The 16,333-nt window shown below is 64.6% G+C and carries 12 protein-coding genes; 5 read left to right on the forward strand and 7 right to left on the reverse strand.

What is annotated here, in order from left to right; translation table 11 throughout:
* Nucleotides 1-1,026 precede the first annotated feature (1,026 nt).
* A complete protein-coding gene (locus XI04_RS17740) occupies nt 1,027-1,608 on the forward strand; it encodes an SRPBCC family protein (RefSeq protein ID WP_028144499.1) in 582 nt (193 codons plus the stop codon).
* A gap of 2 nt (nt 1,609-1,610) precedes the next feature.
* Nucleotides 1,611-2,564 carry a YVTN family beta-propeller repeat protein gene (locus XI04_RS17745; RefSeq protein ID WP_271610105.1) on the forward strand — a complete coding sequence of 318 codons (954 nt, stop codon included), beginning with the start codon at nt 1,611-1,613 and terminating at the stop codon, nt 2,562-2,564.
* An 81-nt stretch (nt 2,565-2,645) separates the two neighbouring features.
* Here XI04_RS17745 and XI04_RS17750 read toward each other — a convergent pair whose 3' ends face one another.
* Nucleotides 2,646-3,284 carry an HAD family hydrolase gene (locus XI04_RS17750; protein ID WP_271610106.1) on the reverse strand — a complete coding sequence of 213 codons (639 nt, stop codon included), beginning with the start codon at nt 3,282-3,284 and terminating at the stop codon, nt 2,646-2,648.
* Nucleotides 3,285-3,348: 64 nt separating this feature from the next.
* On the opposite strand from XI04_RS17750, the gene XI04_RS17755 reads away from it, so the two are divergent.
* Nucleotides 3,349-3,900, forward strand: a complete 552-nt coding sequence (locus tag XI04_RS17755; protein WP_028144502.1) for an RNA 2'-phosphotransferase — start codon at nt 3,349-3,351, stop codon at nt 3,898-3,900.
* A gap of 26 nt (nt 3,901-3,926) precedes the next feature.
* On the opposite strand, the gene uvrA is transcribed toward XI04_RS17755, so the two are convergent.
* The 4 genes from uvrA to XI04_RS17775 all read right to left on the reverse strand — a co-directional run bounded on the left by uvrA (nt 3,927) and on the right by XI04_RS17775 (nt 9,816).
* Nucleotides 3,927-6,902 carry an excinuclease ABC subunit UvrA gene (gene uvrA, locus XI04_RS17760; RefSeq protein WP_271610107.1) on the reverse strand — a complete coding sequence of 992 codons (2,976 nt, stop codon included), beginning with the start codon at nt 6,900-6,902 and terminating at the stop codon, nt 3,927-3,929.
* Between the two features lie 286 nt (nt 6,903-7,188).
* Nucleotides 7,189-7,935, reverse strand: coding sequence for an outer membrane protein (locus XI04_RS17765; RefSeq protein ID WP_038949134.1), 747 nt, complete (start codon nt 7,933-7,935; stop codon nt 7,189-7,191).
* A gap of 222 nt (nt 7,936-8,157) precedes the next feature.
* Nucleotides 8,158-8,832, reverse strand: a complete 675-nt coding sequence (locus XI04_RS17770; RefSeq protein WP_091963333.1) for an outer membrane protein — start codon at nt 8,830-8,832, stop codon at nt 8,158-8,160.
* A 234-nt stretch (nt 8,833-9,066) separates the two neighbouring features.
* On the reverse strand, nt 9,067-9,816 hold the full coding sequence (locus tag XI04_RS17775; RefSeq protein WP_271610108.1) for an outer membrane protein: 750 nt from the start codon (nt 9,814-9,816) through the stop codon (nt 9,067-9,069).
* A gap of 448 nt (nt 9,817-10,264) precedes the next feature.
* On the opposite strand from XI04_RS17775, the gene XI04_RS17780 reads away from it, so the two are divergent.
* A complete protein-coding gene (locus XI04_RS17780; protein ID WP_018317913.1) occupies nt 10,265-10,762 on the forward strand; it encodes a single-stranded DNA-binding protein in 498 nt (165 codons plus the stop codon).
* A 357-nt stretch (nt 10,763-11,119) separates the two neighbouring features.
* Entirely contained in the window at nt 11,120-13,864 is a 2,745-nt protein-coding gene (gyrA, locus tag XI04_RS17785) for a DNA gyrase subunit A (protein WP_212429252.1), read from the forward strand.
* 105 nt (nt 13,865-13,969) lie between these two features.
* Here the strand turns inward: gyrA and XI04_RS17790 are convergent, their stop codons facing one another.
* Together XI04_RS17790 and XI04_RS17795 are read right to left on the reverse strand one after the other, a co-directional pair.
* Nucleotides 13,970-15,823 (reverse strand): potassium transporter Kup, encoded by a 1,854-nt coding sequence (locus XI04_RS17790; protein ID WP_028144509.1) that lies wholly within the window; start codon nt 15,821-15,823, stop codon nt 13,970-13,972.
* Between the two features lie 178 nt (nt 15,824-16,001).
* Complete coding sequence (locus XI04_RS17795; RefSeq protein ID WP_018317917.1) at nt 16,002-16,259, reverse strand: hypothetical protein; 258 nt, start codon at nt 16,257-16,259, stop codon at nt 16,002-16,004.
* Nucleotides 16,260-16,333: the final 74 nt, after the last annotated feature.

The raw sequence follows: 16,333 nt of genomic DNA on the forward strand, positions 1-16,333 counted from the left end.
CCCTTGCGACGAAGCAATCCAGGATCTTTCCGCGGCGGCAGTCTGGATTGCTTCGCTGCGCTCGCAATGACGGTAGGTGAAGTAGCGGCATTTTCCGCTCTGGTGTCCCGGACAAGCTGCAACGCGCATAGCGCGTCGAAGACGCGCGTAAACGCGCTTATGGCGGCGCAGAGCCGGGACCCAGGAGCCTCACATATCGCTGTTGCATGGGCCCCGGCTCTGCAGCGCACCGCCGAAGGGGCGCTGCGCTGCGTCCGGGGCACGAGAGTTGTATCCATCTCGCATTCCTATCCAGATCTCGCGCGGTTTTGCGTTCTCGCGGCCTGTTCGGCCCGAGCTTTGTGATCCTTTCCGCCCTCAAAAGTGCCGAGGGCGCAGGGAAGGCCGGGTGCCGGCTGGCACCCGCGGTCCACTGTGCGAAAGCGTGTGCTTAAAAAGCTGCACAGCGGCATACAGGTGTAGCCAAACATCCGGCCTTCCCTGCGCAGTGGGTTTACGGCTTATGTCGTGCTCTCCCCGGGGAGCGATGCACTATTGCCCCCGTCGCCTTGCGGATGGCTGATGCGCGCACCCGGTCGGGCCGCGACATCACCGCAACACTTGGCGCACAGACCCCGGGCGCCAGGACCACACGATTTTGCCGTACGCAGGCTGCACCGGTCGTGTGCGCGTTAGTCCTTGCTCACGGTGTGACCCGCCCTGCAAACCACCTTCGCGCCGACGCCGCCTGCGTCCACCACGTCCCATCCCGCGTGTCGTGACGATCGCGTTGCGCCCCTCGGCCGGGTTGGGATGATCGTCTATACGATAATCCGAAGTTCTGATAAAGAGAAATATTTCGATTTGGTGGCGTTGACCCTCCCGTGGGTGTTTTGCCCGCCGGGTCGCGCAAGGGCTTGTGGGTCGCGCCGGGCTCCGCCGCAACGGCGCCACGAACCGGTCTCCCCTCGGCCCCAAAATGCGCTAGGATGACCGCAGCGCGCATTCCAAGTCGCGCACGATCAACTGGACGTAAGAGGAAACGAGATGAGGGTGACGATTGGACGGCGCACGGCTGTGGCTGGCGCGCTGGCTGTGTGTGGGGCGGCAGGCTTGACGGCAGCCTTCGGGCCGTTTTTTTCACCGGCGGCCTGGGCGCATGGGCCGACCCGGCAGAAGGTGCGGGAATCCATCGAGATCAACGCGCCGCAGGACAAGGTCTGGGCTGCGATCCGCAACTTCCAGGACATGGGCTGGCTTCCGCCTGTCACCAAGACCACCGGCGAGAAGGGCAACGAGATCGGCGCGACGCGCCAACTGACGCTGACGGGCGGGGCGACTGTCGATGAGGAGCTCTACAAATACGAGCCCGACATGATGAGCTATTCGTACCGTATCACCAAGGTCGACGTGAAGGTGCTGCCGGTGACCAATTATTCCTCGACGTTGACGGTGTCGCCGGCTTCCGACGGCAAGTCCAAGCTGGAATGGGCCGGGGCATTCTACCGCGGCTTTCCCAACAACGATCCGCCGCCGGAGCTGAGCGACGAGGCCGCGGTGAAGGCGGTGAGCGGGCTCTACAAGGCCGGCCTCGAAGCCCTGAAGAAGAAGATCGAGAGCGGTAGCTGATCGTGCGGATGCTGGTTCTGGCGGCGCTCGCCGCCAGCCTTTGTCATGCCAGCCTCGGCAGCGCCGCTGCCGAGGAGGCGTTCGTCACCAACCAGCTCAGCGACGATCTGATGGTCGTGGATCTCGCCGCCGCGCGTAGCGTCGCGACCATCCCGATCGGCGGCAAGCCGGCCGGCGTCGCCGTCAGCGCGGACGGCCGCTTTGCCTATGTGACGAGCCCGGACGCCAAGGCGGTGACGGTGGTGGACGCCGCAGCCCGGCAGGTGGTCGGGCGGATCGAAGTCGGCGGCGGGCCGCTCGGCATTGCCGTGGCGCCCGATGGCCGCACCGTCTATGTCGCCGATTGGTATGCAGCCGCGGTGCGGGTGATCGACGCCGCGAGCCGCAGCGTCACGGCCAGCATCGCGGTCGGCGCCTCGCCATCGGGCCTGGCGGTGACGCCGGACGGCAGGCTGCTGCTCTCGGCCGACCGCGACGATGACAGCGTCTCGGTCGTGGACATGGCGACGCGCCAGCGCAAGGCGACCATCAAGGTCGGCACCCGACCATTCGGCGTCACCATCGATGCCGAGGGCAAGCGCGCCTACACCGCCAATGTCGGCTCCGACGACGTCTCCGTGATCGACATCGCCGAAGGGCGCGAGATCGGCCGCGTGCCGGTCGGCATGCGCCCCTATGCGGTGGCGCTGACGCTGGGCCGCGGCTTCGTCACCGACCAATATGGCGGCACCGTCAGCGTGTTCGATCTGGCGAGCCTGAAGCCGGTCAAGCGCATCAATGTCGGCGACTATCCCGAAGGAATCGCTGCGACCGCCGACGGCAAGCGCGTCATCGTCGCCTGCTGGGAGAGCAACACGCTAAGCATCATCGACGCGACTGATCTGAAGGTGATCGGCGAGATCAGGACCGGCGACGGCCCAAGGGCGTTCGGGGTGTTCCTGCGCAAGACGGAGTAGGGGGTGTAGGGTGTGTAGGGCGGATTAGCGAAGCGTAATCCGCCATCTTGCATCGACGATCGGTCGGCGGATTACGCTGCGCTAATCCGCCCTACGATTACACAACACGCCCGCAATCTCGTCCATCCGCTCGAACACGTGATCCGGCCCGTGCGCGCGCAGCGCCGCCGGGGCCGCATAGCCCCAGCACACCGCGCCGCAGGCAATGCCCACCGCGCGTGCTGCCTCGATGTCACGAACCTCGTCGCCGATAGCGACGACCTGGTTTGGCGCCACGCCGGCGCGGCGGATGACGCGGTGGAATTTCGCGGGCTTGCCGAACAGCGATGCCGAGCAGTCGAAATGCGAAAACAGCGCGGCGGCCTCGCCAAGCTTTTCGCGCGCATTGGCCTCGCTGTCCGATGTCACCAGCGCGAGCTGCACGCCGTTGTCCGCCAGCGTCCGCAGCATGGTCTCGACACCTCCAAACAGCGGGATCTCGCTAGCTGCCTCTCCCTTCAGCCGCCGCGCATGCCGCGCGATTGCCGGTAGCTTCCACAAGGGTACCTCAAGGTGGCTGAGGATCTCGCGCGTCGAGGCATGCCGCAGTCCCTCGACGTCCTCATCCCGCACGCGGCGAAAGCCGAAGCGGTCGGCGATGTCGTTGACGGTGCGCAGGAACCACGGGAAGCTGTCGGCCAGCGTGCCGTCGAGATCGAAGATGGCGAGGGTGTAGGGCATGGGGGAAGGGGAGTCTGGTCGAGCTAAGTGGCCGGATGTACAAGACGGAAGCAGGAAGACAAAGATGCCGGTCGATCAGATTCAACTTAGCAAGTTCTTGAGCTTCGTGCTGAGACACAAGCCCGATGAGATCGGCTTGACGCTCAGTGCCGAGGGCTGGGTCAATATTGACGAATTGCTTGAGAAAGCCAATGCAACAGGGACGATGTTTGACCGAGCTGACCTGCTCGGCGTCGTCGCAAGCAGCGACAAGAAGCGATTTTCGCTATCAGCCGACGGACTGAAGATCCGGGCCGCCCAAGGGCACTCTGTATCGGTGGAGCTCGGCTTGCCACCCCAAGAACCGCCCTCAGTCCTCTACCACGGGACGGCGACGCGATTTGTCGAAGCGATCCTCGCGGAGGGCTTGAAACCGCAGGCGCGCCAACAAGTGCACCTGTCCTCCGATGAGGAGACCGCGCGGCAAGTGGGGCAGCGCCATGGCAAGCCCCACATCTTCAAGGTCGATGCCGGCGGCATGTATGCGCGCGGTTTCAAGTTCTATCGCGCCGACAATGGGGTCTGGCTGACCGATACAGTGCCGCCGGAGTTCTTGGCCCCGGCGACGAGCAAATGACATAATGGGAAGCCGCGGAGAGGCTGCTACTCCGCCGCCTCGCTCGTGCTCCTTCGCTTCTGCTTCCTCGCCTTCTTCAGCACCGGCTCCAGGAATTTGCCCGTGTAGCTCCGCGGCGCCTTGGCGATGTCCTCCGGCGGGCCCCAGGCGACGATCTCGCCGCCGCCGTCGCCGCCTTCGGGGCCGAGGTCGATGACCCAGTCGGCGGTCTTGATGACTTCGAGATTGTGCTCGATGACGACGACCGTGTTGCCCTGCGCGACGAGCTCGTGCAGCACTTCCAGGAGCTTCTTGACGTCGTGGAAGTGCAGGCCGGTGGTGGGCTCGTCCAGGATGTAGAGCGTGCGGCCGGTGGCGCGCTTCGACAGCTCCTTGGCGAGCTTGACGCGCTGGGCTTCACCGCCCGAGAGGGTCGTCGCTTGTTGGCCCACGTGGATGTAATCGAGCCCGACACGGTGCAGGGTCTGAAAAGTCTCGCGCACGCGCGGCACCGCCTTGAAGAACTCGGCGGCTTCCTCGACGGTCATGTCGAGCACGTCGGCGATGCTCTTGCCCTTGAACAGGACTTCCAGCGTCTCGCGGTTGTAGCGCTTGCCCTTGCAGACGTCGCAGGTGACGTAGACGTCGGGCAGGAAGTGCATCTCGATCTTGATGACGCCGTCGCCCTGGCACGCCTCGCAGCGGCCGCCCTTGACGTTGAAGGAGAAGCGGCCGGGCTCGTAGCCGCGCGCCTTGGATTCGGGCAGGCCGGCGAACCATTCGCGGATCGGCGTGAAGGCACCGGTATAGGTCGCGGGGTTGGAGCGCGGGGTGCGGCCGATCGGCGACTGGTCGATGTCGATGATCTTGTCGATGTGCTCGAGGCCCTCGATGCGGTCGTGCGGGGCCGCACCCTCGCTGGCATTGTTCAGCTTGCGGGCGATGGACTTGTAGAGCGTGTCGATCAGCAGCGTCGACTTGCCGCCGCCGGACACGCCGGTGACGGCGGTGAACAGGCCGAGCGGAATTTCGGCGGTGACGTTCTTGAGATTGTTGCCGCGCGCATTGACCACCTTGATGGTGCGGCGATGGTTCGGCGGCCGCCGCTCCGGCACCTCGACCTCGAGCTCGCCGGTCAGGTACTTGCCGGTGAGCGATTTCGGGTTGCGCATGATCTCGGCGGGCGTGCCTTCGGCAATGATGTTGCCGCCATGCATGCCGGCGCCGGGGCCGATGTCGAGGACGTGGTCGGCGAGCAGGATGGCGTCCTCGTCATGCTCGACCACGATCACGGTGTTGCCGAGGTCGCGCAGCCGCTTGAGGGTGTCGAGCAGGCGCGCGTTGTCGCGCTGGTGCAGGCCGATCGAGGGCTCGTCCAGCACGTAGAGCACGCCCGTCAGGCCCGAGCCGATCTGCGAGGCCAGGCGGATGCGCTGGCTCTCGCCGCCGGACAGCGTGCCGGAGGAGCGGGAGAGGGTGAGGTAGTTGAGGCCGACGTCGAGCAGGAAGGTGAGACGCTCGCGGATCTCCTTCAGGATGCGGCCGGCGATCTCGTTCTGCTGCGCGTTGAGCGCCTCGGGCACGGTCTCGAACCATGCGCCGGCGCCCTTCACCGACAGCTCGGAAATCTCGCCGATATGCTTGCCGCCGATCTTGACGCAGAGCGCCTCGGGCTTGAGCCGAAAGCCCTTGCAGCCCTCGCAGGGCACGTCGTGGAAATACTTCGCCAGCTCCTCGCGCGCCCACTCGCTCTCGGTTTCCCGATAGCGGCGGTTGATGTTGGTGATGACGCCCTCGAACGGCTTCTTGGTGTCGTAGGAGCGCACCCCGTCCTCGTAGGAGAACTTGATCTCGTCCTCGCCGGAGCCGTGGAGGATGGCGTTCTGCGTCTTCTTGGCCAGGTCCTTCCACTTGGTGGTCAGCGTGAATTTGTAGTGCTTGCCGAGCGCAGTCAGCGTCTGCACGTAATAGGGCGACGACGATTTGGCCCAGGGCGCAATCGCGCCCTTGCCGATGGCGAGCTCCTTGTCGGGGATGACGAGGTCTTCGTCGACATGCTGCTCGACGCCGAGGCCGCCGCAGGCCGGACACGCGCCGTAGGGGTTGTTGAACGAGAACAGGCGCGGCTCGACCTCGGGGATGGTGAAGCCGGAGACCGGGCAGGCGAACTTTTCCGAGAACAGGATGCGCTCGGGTCCGCTCTTGTCGTGGATCTTGGCGGTCTTCTTCTTTTCCTCGGCGGGAGCCGCCGCCGGCGCGTCGGCGAATTCGACGACGGCGAGGCCTTCGGCGAGCTTCAGCGCGGTCTCAAAGCTCTCGGCGAGGCGCTGGCCGATGTCGGCGCGCACCACGATACGATCGACCACGACGTCGATGTCGTGCGGGAATTTCTTGTCGAGAACAGGCGCTTCCGCAAGCTCGTGGAAGGTGCCGTCGATCTTGACGCGCTGAAAGCCCTTCTTGAGCCATTCGGCGAGCTCCTTGCGGTACTCGCCCTTGCGACCGCGCACGACGGGGGCGAGCAGATAGAGGCGGGTGCCCTCGGGCAGCGCCAGCACGCGGTCGACCATCTGCGAGACGGTCTGGCTTTCGATCGGCAGGCCCGTGGCCGGCGAATAGGGCACGCCGACGCGGGCCCAGAGCAGGCGCATGTAGTCGTAGATCTCGGTGACGGTGCCGACGGTGGAGCGCGGGTTCTTCGACGTCGTCTTCTGCTCGATCGAGATCGCCGGCGACAGGCCGTCGATCTGGTCGACGTCAGGCTTCTGCATCATCTCGAGGAACTGGCGCGCATAGGCCGACAGCGATTCGACGTAGCGGCGCTGGCCCTCGGCGTAGATGGTGTCGAAGGCGAGCGAGGATTTGCCGGAGCCGGAGAGCCCGGTGAACACCACCAGCTTGTCGCGGGGAATCTCGACGTCGATGTTCTTGAGGTTGTGCTCGCGCGCGCCACGGATCGTAATTGCGCGCAGGCTGGAGCCCGCGTTCTGTTGTTGGCGCTTCGCCTTGATCACTTCATCCATCCGAGTTGCCCTCAAGGAATCCCATGGGTGCGCGACCGCGCCAATAAAAAAGGCGCGCTCGCCCGGAACCGGGATCGGCGCCGATGGGGTTGTCAGCGAACGTAGGAAGAACGGAGACGGATTTCCAGTGGGACTTGCGAATCGTCAACGGAATGTTGGCGCGCTGGCGGCATCTGGCAGCAGTTGCTGTGCGGAACTGCGCGGGAAGCTGCCGCGAAAACAAAAAGGCCGGCGCAAGGCCGGCCTTTCGTGACGATGGGACGTCGGTAGCGATCAGGACTTCAGATCAATACCGGGCGACCACGGGGCCGCCGAAAGTGTAGTTGAGGCGGACGGTGCCCATGTCGACGTCCTGCTTGATCCGATCGATACGGTCGTTGACGCCGAGGATCGTGAACGAGTTGTTGCGCTTGCCCATGAACAGATGGTCGTATTCGATCGCCACGGACCAGTTCGGTGCGAAGCCGAATTCGATGCCGGTGCCGACCGCGCCACCCCAGCGCGTCTCGCTTGCGCTGTCGAGGACCACGCCGCCCAGCAGGCCGTTATATTTGGCGTGCGTGACGGCCGCGCCACCCTTCACGTACCAGAGCACGTTGTTCCAGGCATAGCCGACCTGGCCGGTGAACAGGCCAAGCGCGTCGATCTTGGTCTGGTTGACCAGCGGCCCAAGCACCACGCTCGTATTCGAGCCCTTCAGGTTGGCCCAGTCGCCTTGGGCTTCAAGGCCGAACACCCAGTTGGCCGACTGCCAGCGATAACCGACCTGTCCGCCGACGACGCCGCCGGTCGCATTGTGACAGCCTTCAGCCGTGTCCGGACCCGCAACACCGAAGATGTTGTTGACGTCCCAGCAATTGCGGCTCGAGGCGCCGCCGCCGTTGATACCGATGTAGAAACCGCTCCAATTGTATATCGCGATCGGCGCGACCGGAGCCTTGGTGTAGGGGCGGGCCGCCAAATCGGCCGCCGAGGCCGGTGCCAACGCGCTGAGTGCGAACAAACCGGCCGAAGCCAGCAAAAGCTTCTTCATATCCATTCCCCAGTTCCGTTTCTCTTTCTGACCTTCCGGAAAGCGGAGAGCCAGCGGACCTATGACCCGACTAATGTCACTGCTTTACACCATTAAAGCCAAAGGTTGTGTCACCCGGGCGCCACATCTCTCCGAAAACGCGAGCGAGCCGGTTGTGGCGCGCAAAAACAGAAAGGCCGGCGCGAGGCCGGCCTTTCGTAACGCGAGGCGTTGAAGTGTAGCTTAGTACTTGGCAACCACCGGGGCGCCGAAGTGGTAGTTCACGCCGACCTGCACGGTGTGGAAGTTGAGCGTGCCGGTGGTGATCGGAGCGCCGAGACCGGAGAAGTAGGTCTCGCCACCGAGGCTGCGATAGAGGTACTCGCCCTTGACCGACCACTGCGGAGCGAAGAACGCCTCGACGCCGGCGCCGACGGTCCAGCCCGAGTGGAACTTGCTGTCGGAGACGGTCACGCCGAGCGCGCTGACGCTGACCTTGTTGTCGATCCAGGCGTAACCACCGGTGCCGTAGAACAGCACGTTGTTGACGGCCCAGCCGATGCGGCCGCGGACGGTGCCGAGCGCGTCGGTCTTGGACGACACGGTGATGCCGAGAGCGGTCGCCGAGGCGCTGACGTCAGCCCAGGAACCATCGGCCTCGATGCCGAACACGACGTTGCCGGCCTGCCAGTTGTAGCCGGCGGTGCCGCCGACGAAGCCACCCTTCATCTTCGGGTCGCCGGAAGCGTTTTCCCAGGCGCCGCCACCGACGATACCGAGGTAGAAGCCGGTCCAGTTGTAGACGGCAGCTGCCGGAGCGATCGGAGCCTTGGTGTAGGGGCGGGCTGCGAGGTCGGCCGCCGAGGCGGGCGCAGCGAGAGCGAACAAACAGGCCGAAGCCAACAAAACCTTCTTCATTTTCAACTAATCCCAGTCCCAGTTTCTGTTGTTGCCTTCCTGACCGGAAGGGCAGCGGACTCAACGGCCCAACTGACGCCGTACTTACACCACCAAAGCCGCAAGTTGTGTCTCCGAAAAGCCACAGCGGTCGAAAAGGTGATGGTTGCTGACTTATTGCCCTCGTTCATGTCGCGCCAAACGAAAAAGGCCGGCGCGAGGCCGGCCTTAGACGTCAATGATGTCAGAGGGATATCAGTACCGCGCGACGCCCTGCGCACCCCAGTTGAAGTGATAGTTCACGCCTGCCTTGACCGTGTGGACGGTATCGGTCCACTCGGACCGGTTGGTCACGACGGGGCTGTACTGAATCGTGCTCTTGCCGAAATCGATGTAGTTGTATTCGACCTTGGCCGACCAGTTCGGAGCGAACATGTATTCCGCGCCGGCGCCGACGGTCCAACCCCAGCGGGTGTTGTTCTGGATGAAGACGTTTCCGGGGATGCCATCGTAGCGATGCTGAATGTCGCCGACTGCAGCGCCGCCGCTGACGAACAAGAGAGCGGGGCCGGTCGAGTAGCCGAGACGGCCCTTGATGTCGCCGAAGCCGCGGATTCTCGTGAAATAGGTGTCGCCGAGGCCGGCATTGATCTCGGCCGAACGACCGTTGATGTCAGCCCAGTGATAGTCGCCCTCGATGCCGAACACCCAGTTGGCAGCCTGCCAGTTGTAGCCGACCACGCCACCGACAAAGCCGCCGGTGGTGTCGTAGTTCTGACTTCCAGCAAAGATCGCCGTATTAGGACCGCCAAAGAAGGTTTCGTCGCTGCGGCCCCAGGCACCACCGCCCTGCACACCGACGTAGAAGCCGGTCCAGGTATAGATCGGAGCGGGGGGCGCCACCGGCGCCTTTGTATAGGGACGCGCTGCGAGATCCGCAGCACCGGCCGGAGCCGAGAGGGTCAGCGCAACCGCGCCGGCAAAGCCAATCAAAATCTTCTTCACTGTAATCTCCCCAGTCGTGTCCGCCTCTCTGAGTTCCCCAAGGCGGACTATCAGGCGCGAGGCCCATTGCATCAATTCCAGGCACGACGATAGCTCGATTCTGCGGCAGAGTCCGTGCCCGGAGTGCAACAGTTGGGTGTAATCGACCTACCTCTAACTTAATGAATGTTAAGTGATTTTTGTCGTTCACGGGAACCCGATTTGGTTCCATCCCAATTGCCATCACAGCGCCATTTAGACGCCATCCCGTCTCCACATTTGGCGGCGATTTCTGCAGGAACAAATCTGGAACAGACCGCCGGTCGGTGCTATATGTGGGGATAACCTTGGGGGTGACGGGCTGAGCAGCCCCTGCAAGCGTATAGGGTCGCCCTAACAGGGCGCAGAGGAACGCGGGCAGTGCGCTCGGCCTTAGGAAATTCAGTGGCATTCGGAGTGGAGAGCGGCGATGGCGGGAAGCGTCAACAAGGTCATTCTGGTTGGAAATCTCGGCAAGGATCCTGAAATCCGCCGCACCCAGGACGGGCGGCCGATCGCGAATCTGAGCATCGCGACCTCCGAGACCTGGCGCGACAAGAACAGCGGCGAGCGCAAGGAAAAGACCGAGTGGCATCGGGTCGTGATTTTCAATGAAGGGCTCTGCAAGGTCGCCGAGCAGTACCTGAAGAAGGGCGCGAAGGTTTACATCGAGGGCGCGCTGCAGACCCGCAAATGGACCGACCAGAGCGGCGTCGAGAAATACTCGACGGAGGTCGTGCTCCAGGGCTTCAACTCGACGCTCACGATGCTCGACGGCCGTGGCGGCGGCGGCGGAGGCGGCAGCTTCGGCGACGAGCCGGGCGGCGATTTCGGCTCCTCCGGACCCGTCAGCAGCGCACCGCGCCGTCCCGTGGCCGCCGGCGGCGGTGGCCGCAACAGCGACATGGACGACGACATCCCGTTCTGAGCAGGGACCGGACGATGAGGGGGCGCAGGCCGGCTGAGCGGCGCCTTCCCATTTCGTGTCAGCAAACCTTACTAATCGGCAGAAAGGGCTCGGGATTTCCGGGCCCGATTCATGTTTGGGTTGAACTCGGATTGCGCCAGAGCAATCGCGTCGATGGCGCGCGCCGGCCGCGCGATTGACGAGGTCCCGGAGGTGATTTCGGAAGGCCTGTTCCGGGTCCCTCCGAGACGCTCTCCGTAAGGCCGTAAGTTGTTGGAAAAATAAGCGGAAAAAGCGCTTCCCTGAAGCCTGCGAGGGTGGTTATCAGGGTCTCGATGCGCTATATGATTCCCAGCTAAAACCTCACCGGATTTCCCCTTGGCTGACGACGACGACAAGCCCGGCGACCAGCCGGCGCAACCCTCGGATATTCGCCCCGTCTCCATCTTCGAGGAGATGAAGAAGTCCTATCTCGACTACGCCATGAGCGTGATCGTGGCGCGGGCGCTGCCTGATGCCCGGGACGGTCTGAAGCCGGTGCACCGCCGCATCCTGTTCTCGATGAACGAGCAGGGGCACACGCCCGACAAGAAGTACGTCAAATCCGCCCGCGTGGTCGGTGACGTCATCGGTAAGTACCACCCGCACGGCGACCAGTCGATCTACGACGCCATGGTCCGCATGGCGCAGGACTTCTCGATGCGGGTGCCGCTGATCGACGGCCAGGGCAATTTCGGCTCGGTCGACGGCGATCCCCCGGCTGCCTATCGTTACACCGAAGCGCGCCTGACCAAGGCCGCGCTGGCTTTGCTGGCCGACATCGACAAGGACACCGTCGACTTCCAGCCGAACTACGACAACAACGAGACCGAACCGTCGGTCTTGCCGGCCAAGTTCCCGAACCTTCTCGTCAACGGCGCCGGCGGCATCGCGGTCGGCATGGCCACCAATATCCCGCCGCACAATCTCGGCGAGGTCATCGACGCCTGCGTCGCGCTGATCGACAACCCCGCGCTCACCATCGACGAGCTCATCAACATCGTGCCGGGACCGGATTTCCCGACCGGCGGCGTCATTCTCGGACGCGCGGGCATCCGTGCGGCCTATCACCTCGGCCGCGGCTCGGTCGTCATGCGCGGCAAGGTCGCGATCGAGACCATCCGCAAGGAGCGCGAGGCGATCATCATCACCGAGATCCCCTACCAGGTGAACAAGGCGACGATGGTCGAGCGCATCGCCGAGCTGGTCAAGGAAAAGAAGATCGAGGGCATCGGTGACCTGCGCGATGAATCGGACCGCGACGGTTACCGCGTCGTCATCGAGTTGAAACGCGACGCCGTGCCGGATGTGGTGCTGAACCAGCTGTACCGTTTCACGCCGCTGCAAACCAGCTTCGGCGTCAACATGGTGGCGCTCGACAGCGGCCGTCCTCGGATCATGCATCTGAAGGACCTGCTCGCGATCTTCGTCGACTTCCGTGAGCGGGTCGTCACGCGTCGCACCAAGTACCTGCTCGCCAAGGCGCGCGATCGCGCCCATATTTTGGTTGGTCTCGCGATCGCGGTGGCCAATATCGACGAGATGATCCGCGTGATCCGGACCTCGCCGGACCCGACCACCGCGCGCGACACCCTGATGTCGCGCGACTGGCCGGCCCGGGATGTCGAGGACATGCTGACCCTGATCGACGATCCCCGTCACCGCATCAGCGCGGACGGCACGATCCGGCTGTCGATGGAGCAGGCCAGGGCCATTCTCGATCTGCGCCTTCAGCGCCTCACCGCGCTCGGCCGCGATGAAATCCGCGACGAGCTCGACAAGCTTGCCGGCGAGATCGCCGATTATCTCGACATCCTGCGCTCGCGCGAGCGCGTGCTGGGCATCATCAAGACCGAGCTTGCCGAGGTGAAGGCCGAGTTCGCCACACCGCGGCGCACCGTCATCATCGAGCAGGAAGGCGAGGTCGAGGACGAGGACCTGATCCAGCGCGAGGACATGGTCGTCACGGTGTCCCATGCCGGCTACGTCAAGCGCGTGCCGCTGTCGGCCTACCGGGCCCAGCGCCGCGGCGGCAAGGGCCGCGCCGGCATGCAGACCCGCGACGAGGATTTCGTCAGCCGCCTGTTCGTGGCCTCCACGCACACGCCGGTCCTGTTCTTCTCCTCGCGCGGCCAGGTCTACAAGGAGAAGGTCTGGCGTCTGCCGATGGCCGCGCCGAACGCGCGCGGCAAGGCGCTGATCAACATCCTGCCGCTGGAGCAGGGCGAGCGCATCACCACCATCATGCCGCTGCCGGAGGACGAATCCACCTGGGGCAACCTCGACGTGATGTTCGCCACCACGGGCGGCAACGTCCGGCGCAACAAGCTGTCGGACTTCGTCGACGTCCGCCGCTCCGGCATCATCGCCATGAAGCTCGACGACGGCGAGTCGATCGTCGACGTGCAGATCTGTACCGAGCGCGACGACGTGCTGCTGACCGCCGCCGGCGGCCAGTGCATCCGCTTCCCGGTCCCCGATGTGCGCGTGTTCACCGGGCGGACCTCGATGGGCGTGCGCGGAATCGCGCTCGGCGAAGGCGACAAGGTGATCTCGCTGGCGATCCTGCGCCATGTCGAGACCACCTCGGACGAGCGTTCGGCCTACCTGAAGATGCGCCGCGCCGTCGCCGGCGAAGCTGCGGCCGAAGACGCCGCCGTGGACGCCGAGGCCGAGGAGACCTCCGGCAGCTTCCAGCTCGCGCAGGAGCGTTACGCCGAGATGTCGGCGCAGGAGCAGGTCGTGCTGACCGTCTCCGTCAACGGCTATGGCAAGCGGACATTGTCCTACGAGTACCGTACCACCGGCCGCGGCGGCAAAGGCATCGTCGCCATGAGCGTCAACAACCGCAACGGCAATCTGGTCGCGTCCTTCCCGGTGGAGGATGCCGATCAGATCATGCTGGTCACCGACAAGGGCCAGCTGATCCGCTGCCCGGTCGAAGGCATCCGCATCGCCGGCCGCTCGACGCAAGGCGTGATCGTGTTCGACACCGCCGAGGACGAGCATGTCGTCTCGGTCGAGCACATCACGGAAGAGGCGGAGAGCGGGAACGGAGCGAACGGGGAGTCGAGCGGGGAGTGATAAGTCACTCCCTGTGGCCCGGATGGAACGAAAGCGAAATCCGGGGCTCTCACGCCTGGCGAAAATCCCGGATTGCGGTTTGCTCCATCCGGACTACGAAGCTCGCTAAATCTCCAGCTCCGTGCCGAACTCCACCACCTGCTTGGTCGGCACGCCGAAGAACGCGGCAGAGCGTTCGGCGTTGCGCTGGAGGAAGGCGAACACGCCTTCGCGCCAGACCCACATGCCCGGAATGTCCTCGCTGGGAATGATGGTCTCGCGGCCGACATAATAGGTGATGTCGGAGAGGTCGATGCCGGGCAGCTTGCTCTGGCGGCAGACGAGATTCAAGCCTTCATAGATCGTCGGGTTCTGCATGAAGCCGTAATGCAGGATCACGCGGGTGATGCCGGGAATGATCTCGATCACCTCGCCGCGTTCTTCGTCCGCGATGTGCGGCAGCTCCTCGATCAGCACGGTGACCAGCAGCACGCGTTCGTGCAGCACGCGGTTGTGCCTGACGAACTGGGTGAGCGCGAGCGGCACGCCGCGCGGTGCGGAGGCCAGGAACACGGCGGTGCCGGGCAGCCTTGCGCTGCACTTGTTCACGGCGGTCTCGATCAGATCTTCCTCGGGCTGCCGCAGCCGGCCCCTCGCGGCCTCGACCAGCTTCACGCCGGCGCGCCAGGTCAGCATCAGGAAGGCGACGAGGCCGGCGAGCAGCAGCGGAAACCAGCCGCCCTCGAACAGCTTGATCGAGTTGGCCGAGAAGAAGATCACGTCGATGACGAAGAAGGCGCCGTTCACGGCCACCACCAGCCAGGGCGAATAGCCCCACTGGATCGCGACCAGCGCGGCGAGCAGCGTCGTGATCGCCATCAGCAGCGACACCGCGATGCCGTAGGCGCCGGCAAGCGCGTCCGACGTGCCGAAGCTCAGGACCGCCCCGAGCGTCGCAGCCGCAAGCAGCCAGTTCACCAGGGGCACGTAGATCTGGCCGATCGCGTCGCTCGTGGTGTGACGGATCAGCATGCGCGGCAGGAAGCCGAGCTGGATCGACTGCTGGGTCAGCGAGAACACGCCGGAGATGATCGCCTGCGAGGCGATCACGGTCGCGACCGTCGAGAATGCGACCAGCAGATAGTGCAGGGCGTCGGGGCAGAGCTGGAAGAAGGGGTTCTCGATCATCGCGGGATCGGTGATCAAGAGCGCGGCCTGGCCGAAATAGTTCAGCACCAGCGCGGGCAGGCAGATGGCGAACCAGGCGAGGCGGATCGGCAGGCGGCCGAAATGTCCCATGTCGGCATACATGGCCTCGCCGCCGGTCACCGCGAGAAAGGCCGCGCCGAGAATTCCGAACGAGATGTGGAAATCCTGGTGGATCAGGAAGTCGAAGGCGTAGAGCGGGCTGAGCGCCACCAGCACCGCCGGCGCCTTGACGATGCCGTGGATGCCGAGCGCCGCGAGCACGACGAACCAGGCCAGCATCACCGGCCCGAAGATGCGGCCGATGAAGCCGGTGCCCTGCTTCTGCATCATGAACAGGCCGATCAGGATGGCGACGGTCACGGGCACCACGGCCGGCGCAAGCGAGGGGGCGTCGACCTTGAGGCCCTCGATGGCCGAGAGCACCGAGATGGCCGGCGTGATCGCGCCGTCGCCATAGAGCAGCGCAGCGCCGACGAGCCCGACCACCAGGAGGTGGGCGCGCCATGTGCCTGGCTGGGCGTGGCGGGCATGGAGCAGCGCCAGCAGCGCCACGATGCCGCCTTCGCCGCGATTGTCCGCGCGAAGGATCAGCAGCGCATATTTCAGCGAGATGATCAGCAGCAGGGCCCAGAGGATCAGCGAGGCAATCCCCAGGACAGCGTCGTGACTGAGTGTGCCGCCATGGGCAGCCGCCTTGGCGGCTTCCTTCAGGGCATAGAGCGGGCTGGTACCGATATCGCCATAGACCACCCCGAGGGCGCCCATGGTCATGGCAAGCGGTAGCGGATCAGGATGGTGGCCGGAAGCGACAGCGGGCGTACTGGACAATGGCAACCCCCCGATGGGATCGCGCCCGACGGGCCATTCCGGCGGGCGCGAGCAAACCAGTCTGCGACGAGACGTCGCAAAACTCCATCGGGATTATGTGACGTGAAGCTGACAGGCCAGCCTACGGGGTGCGGTTGGCGGTCACGAGGCGAGCCTCGCGGACATTCGCCTTGGTGCCGGCCTTGCGCAGGCAGGAGGCCTCGAAATTCGGCCAGGCCTGCTGCGAGCAGTCCTTGCCGATGGCGCGGATATCGAGCCGGTCGCTCTTGGCCAGCGGCTGCGGCACGCTGGCCTCGACGCTCGGGGCAAAGCCGGGCAGGAGGGTAAGGGCGGCGGCGACACACGCAGACAGAGCGATCGCTGAAAGAGCCTTGATCATTTGACAGTCCCCTGTGATGCGGCCGCCTACGCCCAGTGTGCGGCCCGTCATTCGTTGGCCGGATTAGTAACCAT

The organism is Bradyrhizobium sp. CCBAU 11430, assembly GCF_028128855.1.
Classification (GTDB): Bacteria; Pseudomonadota; Alphaproteobacteria; order Rhizobiales; family Xanthobacteraceae; genus Bradyrhizobium; species Bradyrhizobium ottawaense.

What these genes read in the sequence shown, in the direction of transcription:
- XI04_RS17740 (WP_028144499.1), top strand. Translation starts at nt 1,027, where the DNA reads ATGAGGGTGACGATTGGACGGCGCACGGCTGTGGCTGGCGCGCTGGCT.
- XI04_RS17750 (WP_271610106.1), bottom strand. Translation starts at nt 3,284, where the DNA reads ATGCCCTACACCCTCGCCATCTTCGATCTCGACGGCACGCTGGCCGAC.
- XI04_RS17755 (WP_028144502.1), top strand. Translation starts at nt 3,349, where the DNA reads ATGCCGGTCGATCAGATTCAACTTAGCAAGTTCTTGAGCTTCGTGCTG.
- uvrA (WP_271610107.1), bottom strand. Translation starts at nt 6,902, where the DNA reads ATGGATGAAGTGATCAAGGCGAAGCGCCAACAACAGAACGCGGGCTCC.
- XI04_RS17765 (WP_038949134.1), bottom strand. Translation starts at nt 7,935, where the DNA reads ATGAAGAAGCTTTTGCTGGCTTCGGCCGGTTTGTTCGCACTCAGCGCG.
- XI04_RS17770 (WP_091963333.1), bottom strand. Translation starts at nt 8,832, where the DNA reads ATGAAGAAGGTTTTGTTGGCTTCGGCCTGTTTGTTCGCTCTCGCTGCG.
- XI04_RS17780 (WP_018317913.1), top strand. Translation starts at nt 10,265, where the DNA reads ATGGCGGGAAGCGTCAACAAGGTCATTCTGGTTGGAAATCTCGGCAAG.
- XI04_RS17790 (WP_028144509.1), bottom strand. Translation starts at nt 15,823, where the DNA reads ATGACCATGGGCGCCCTCGGGGTGGTCTATGGCGATATCGGTACCAGC.
- XI04_RS17795 (WP_018317917.1), bottom strand. Translation starts at nt 16,259, where the DNA reads ATGATCAAGGCTCTTTCAGCGATCGCTCTGTCTGCGTGTGTCGCCGCC.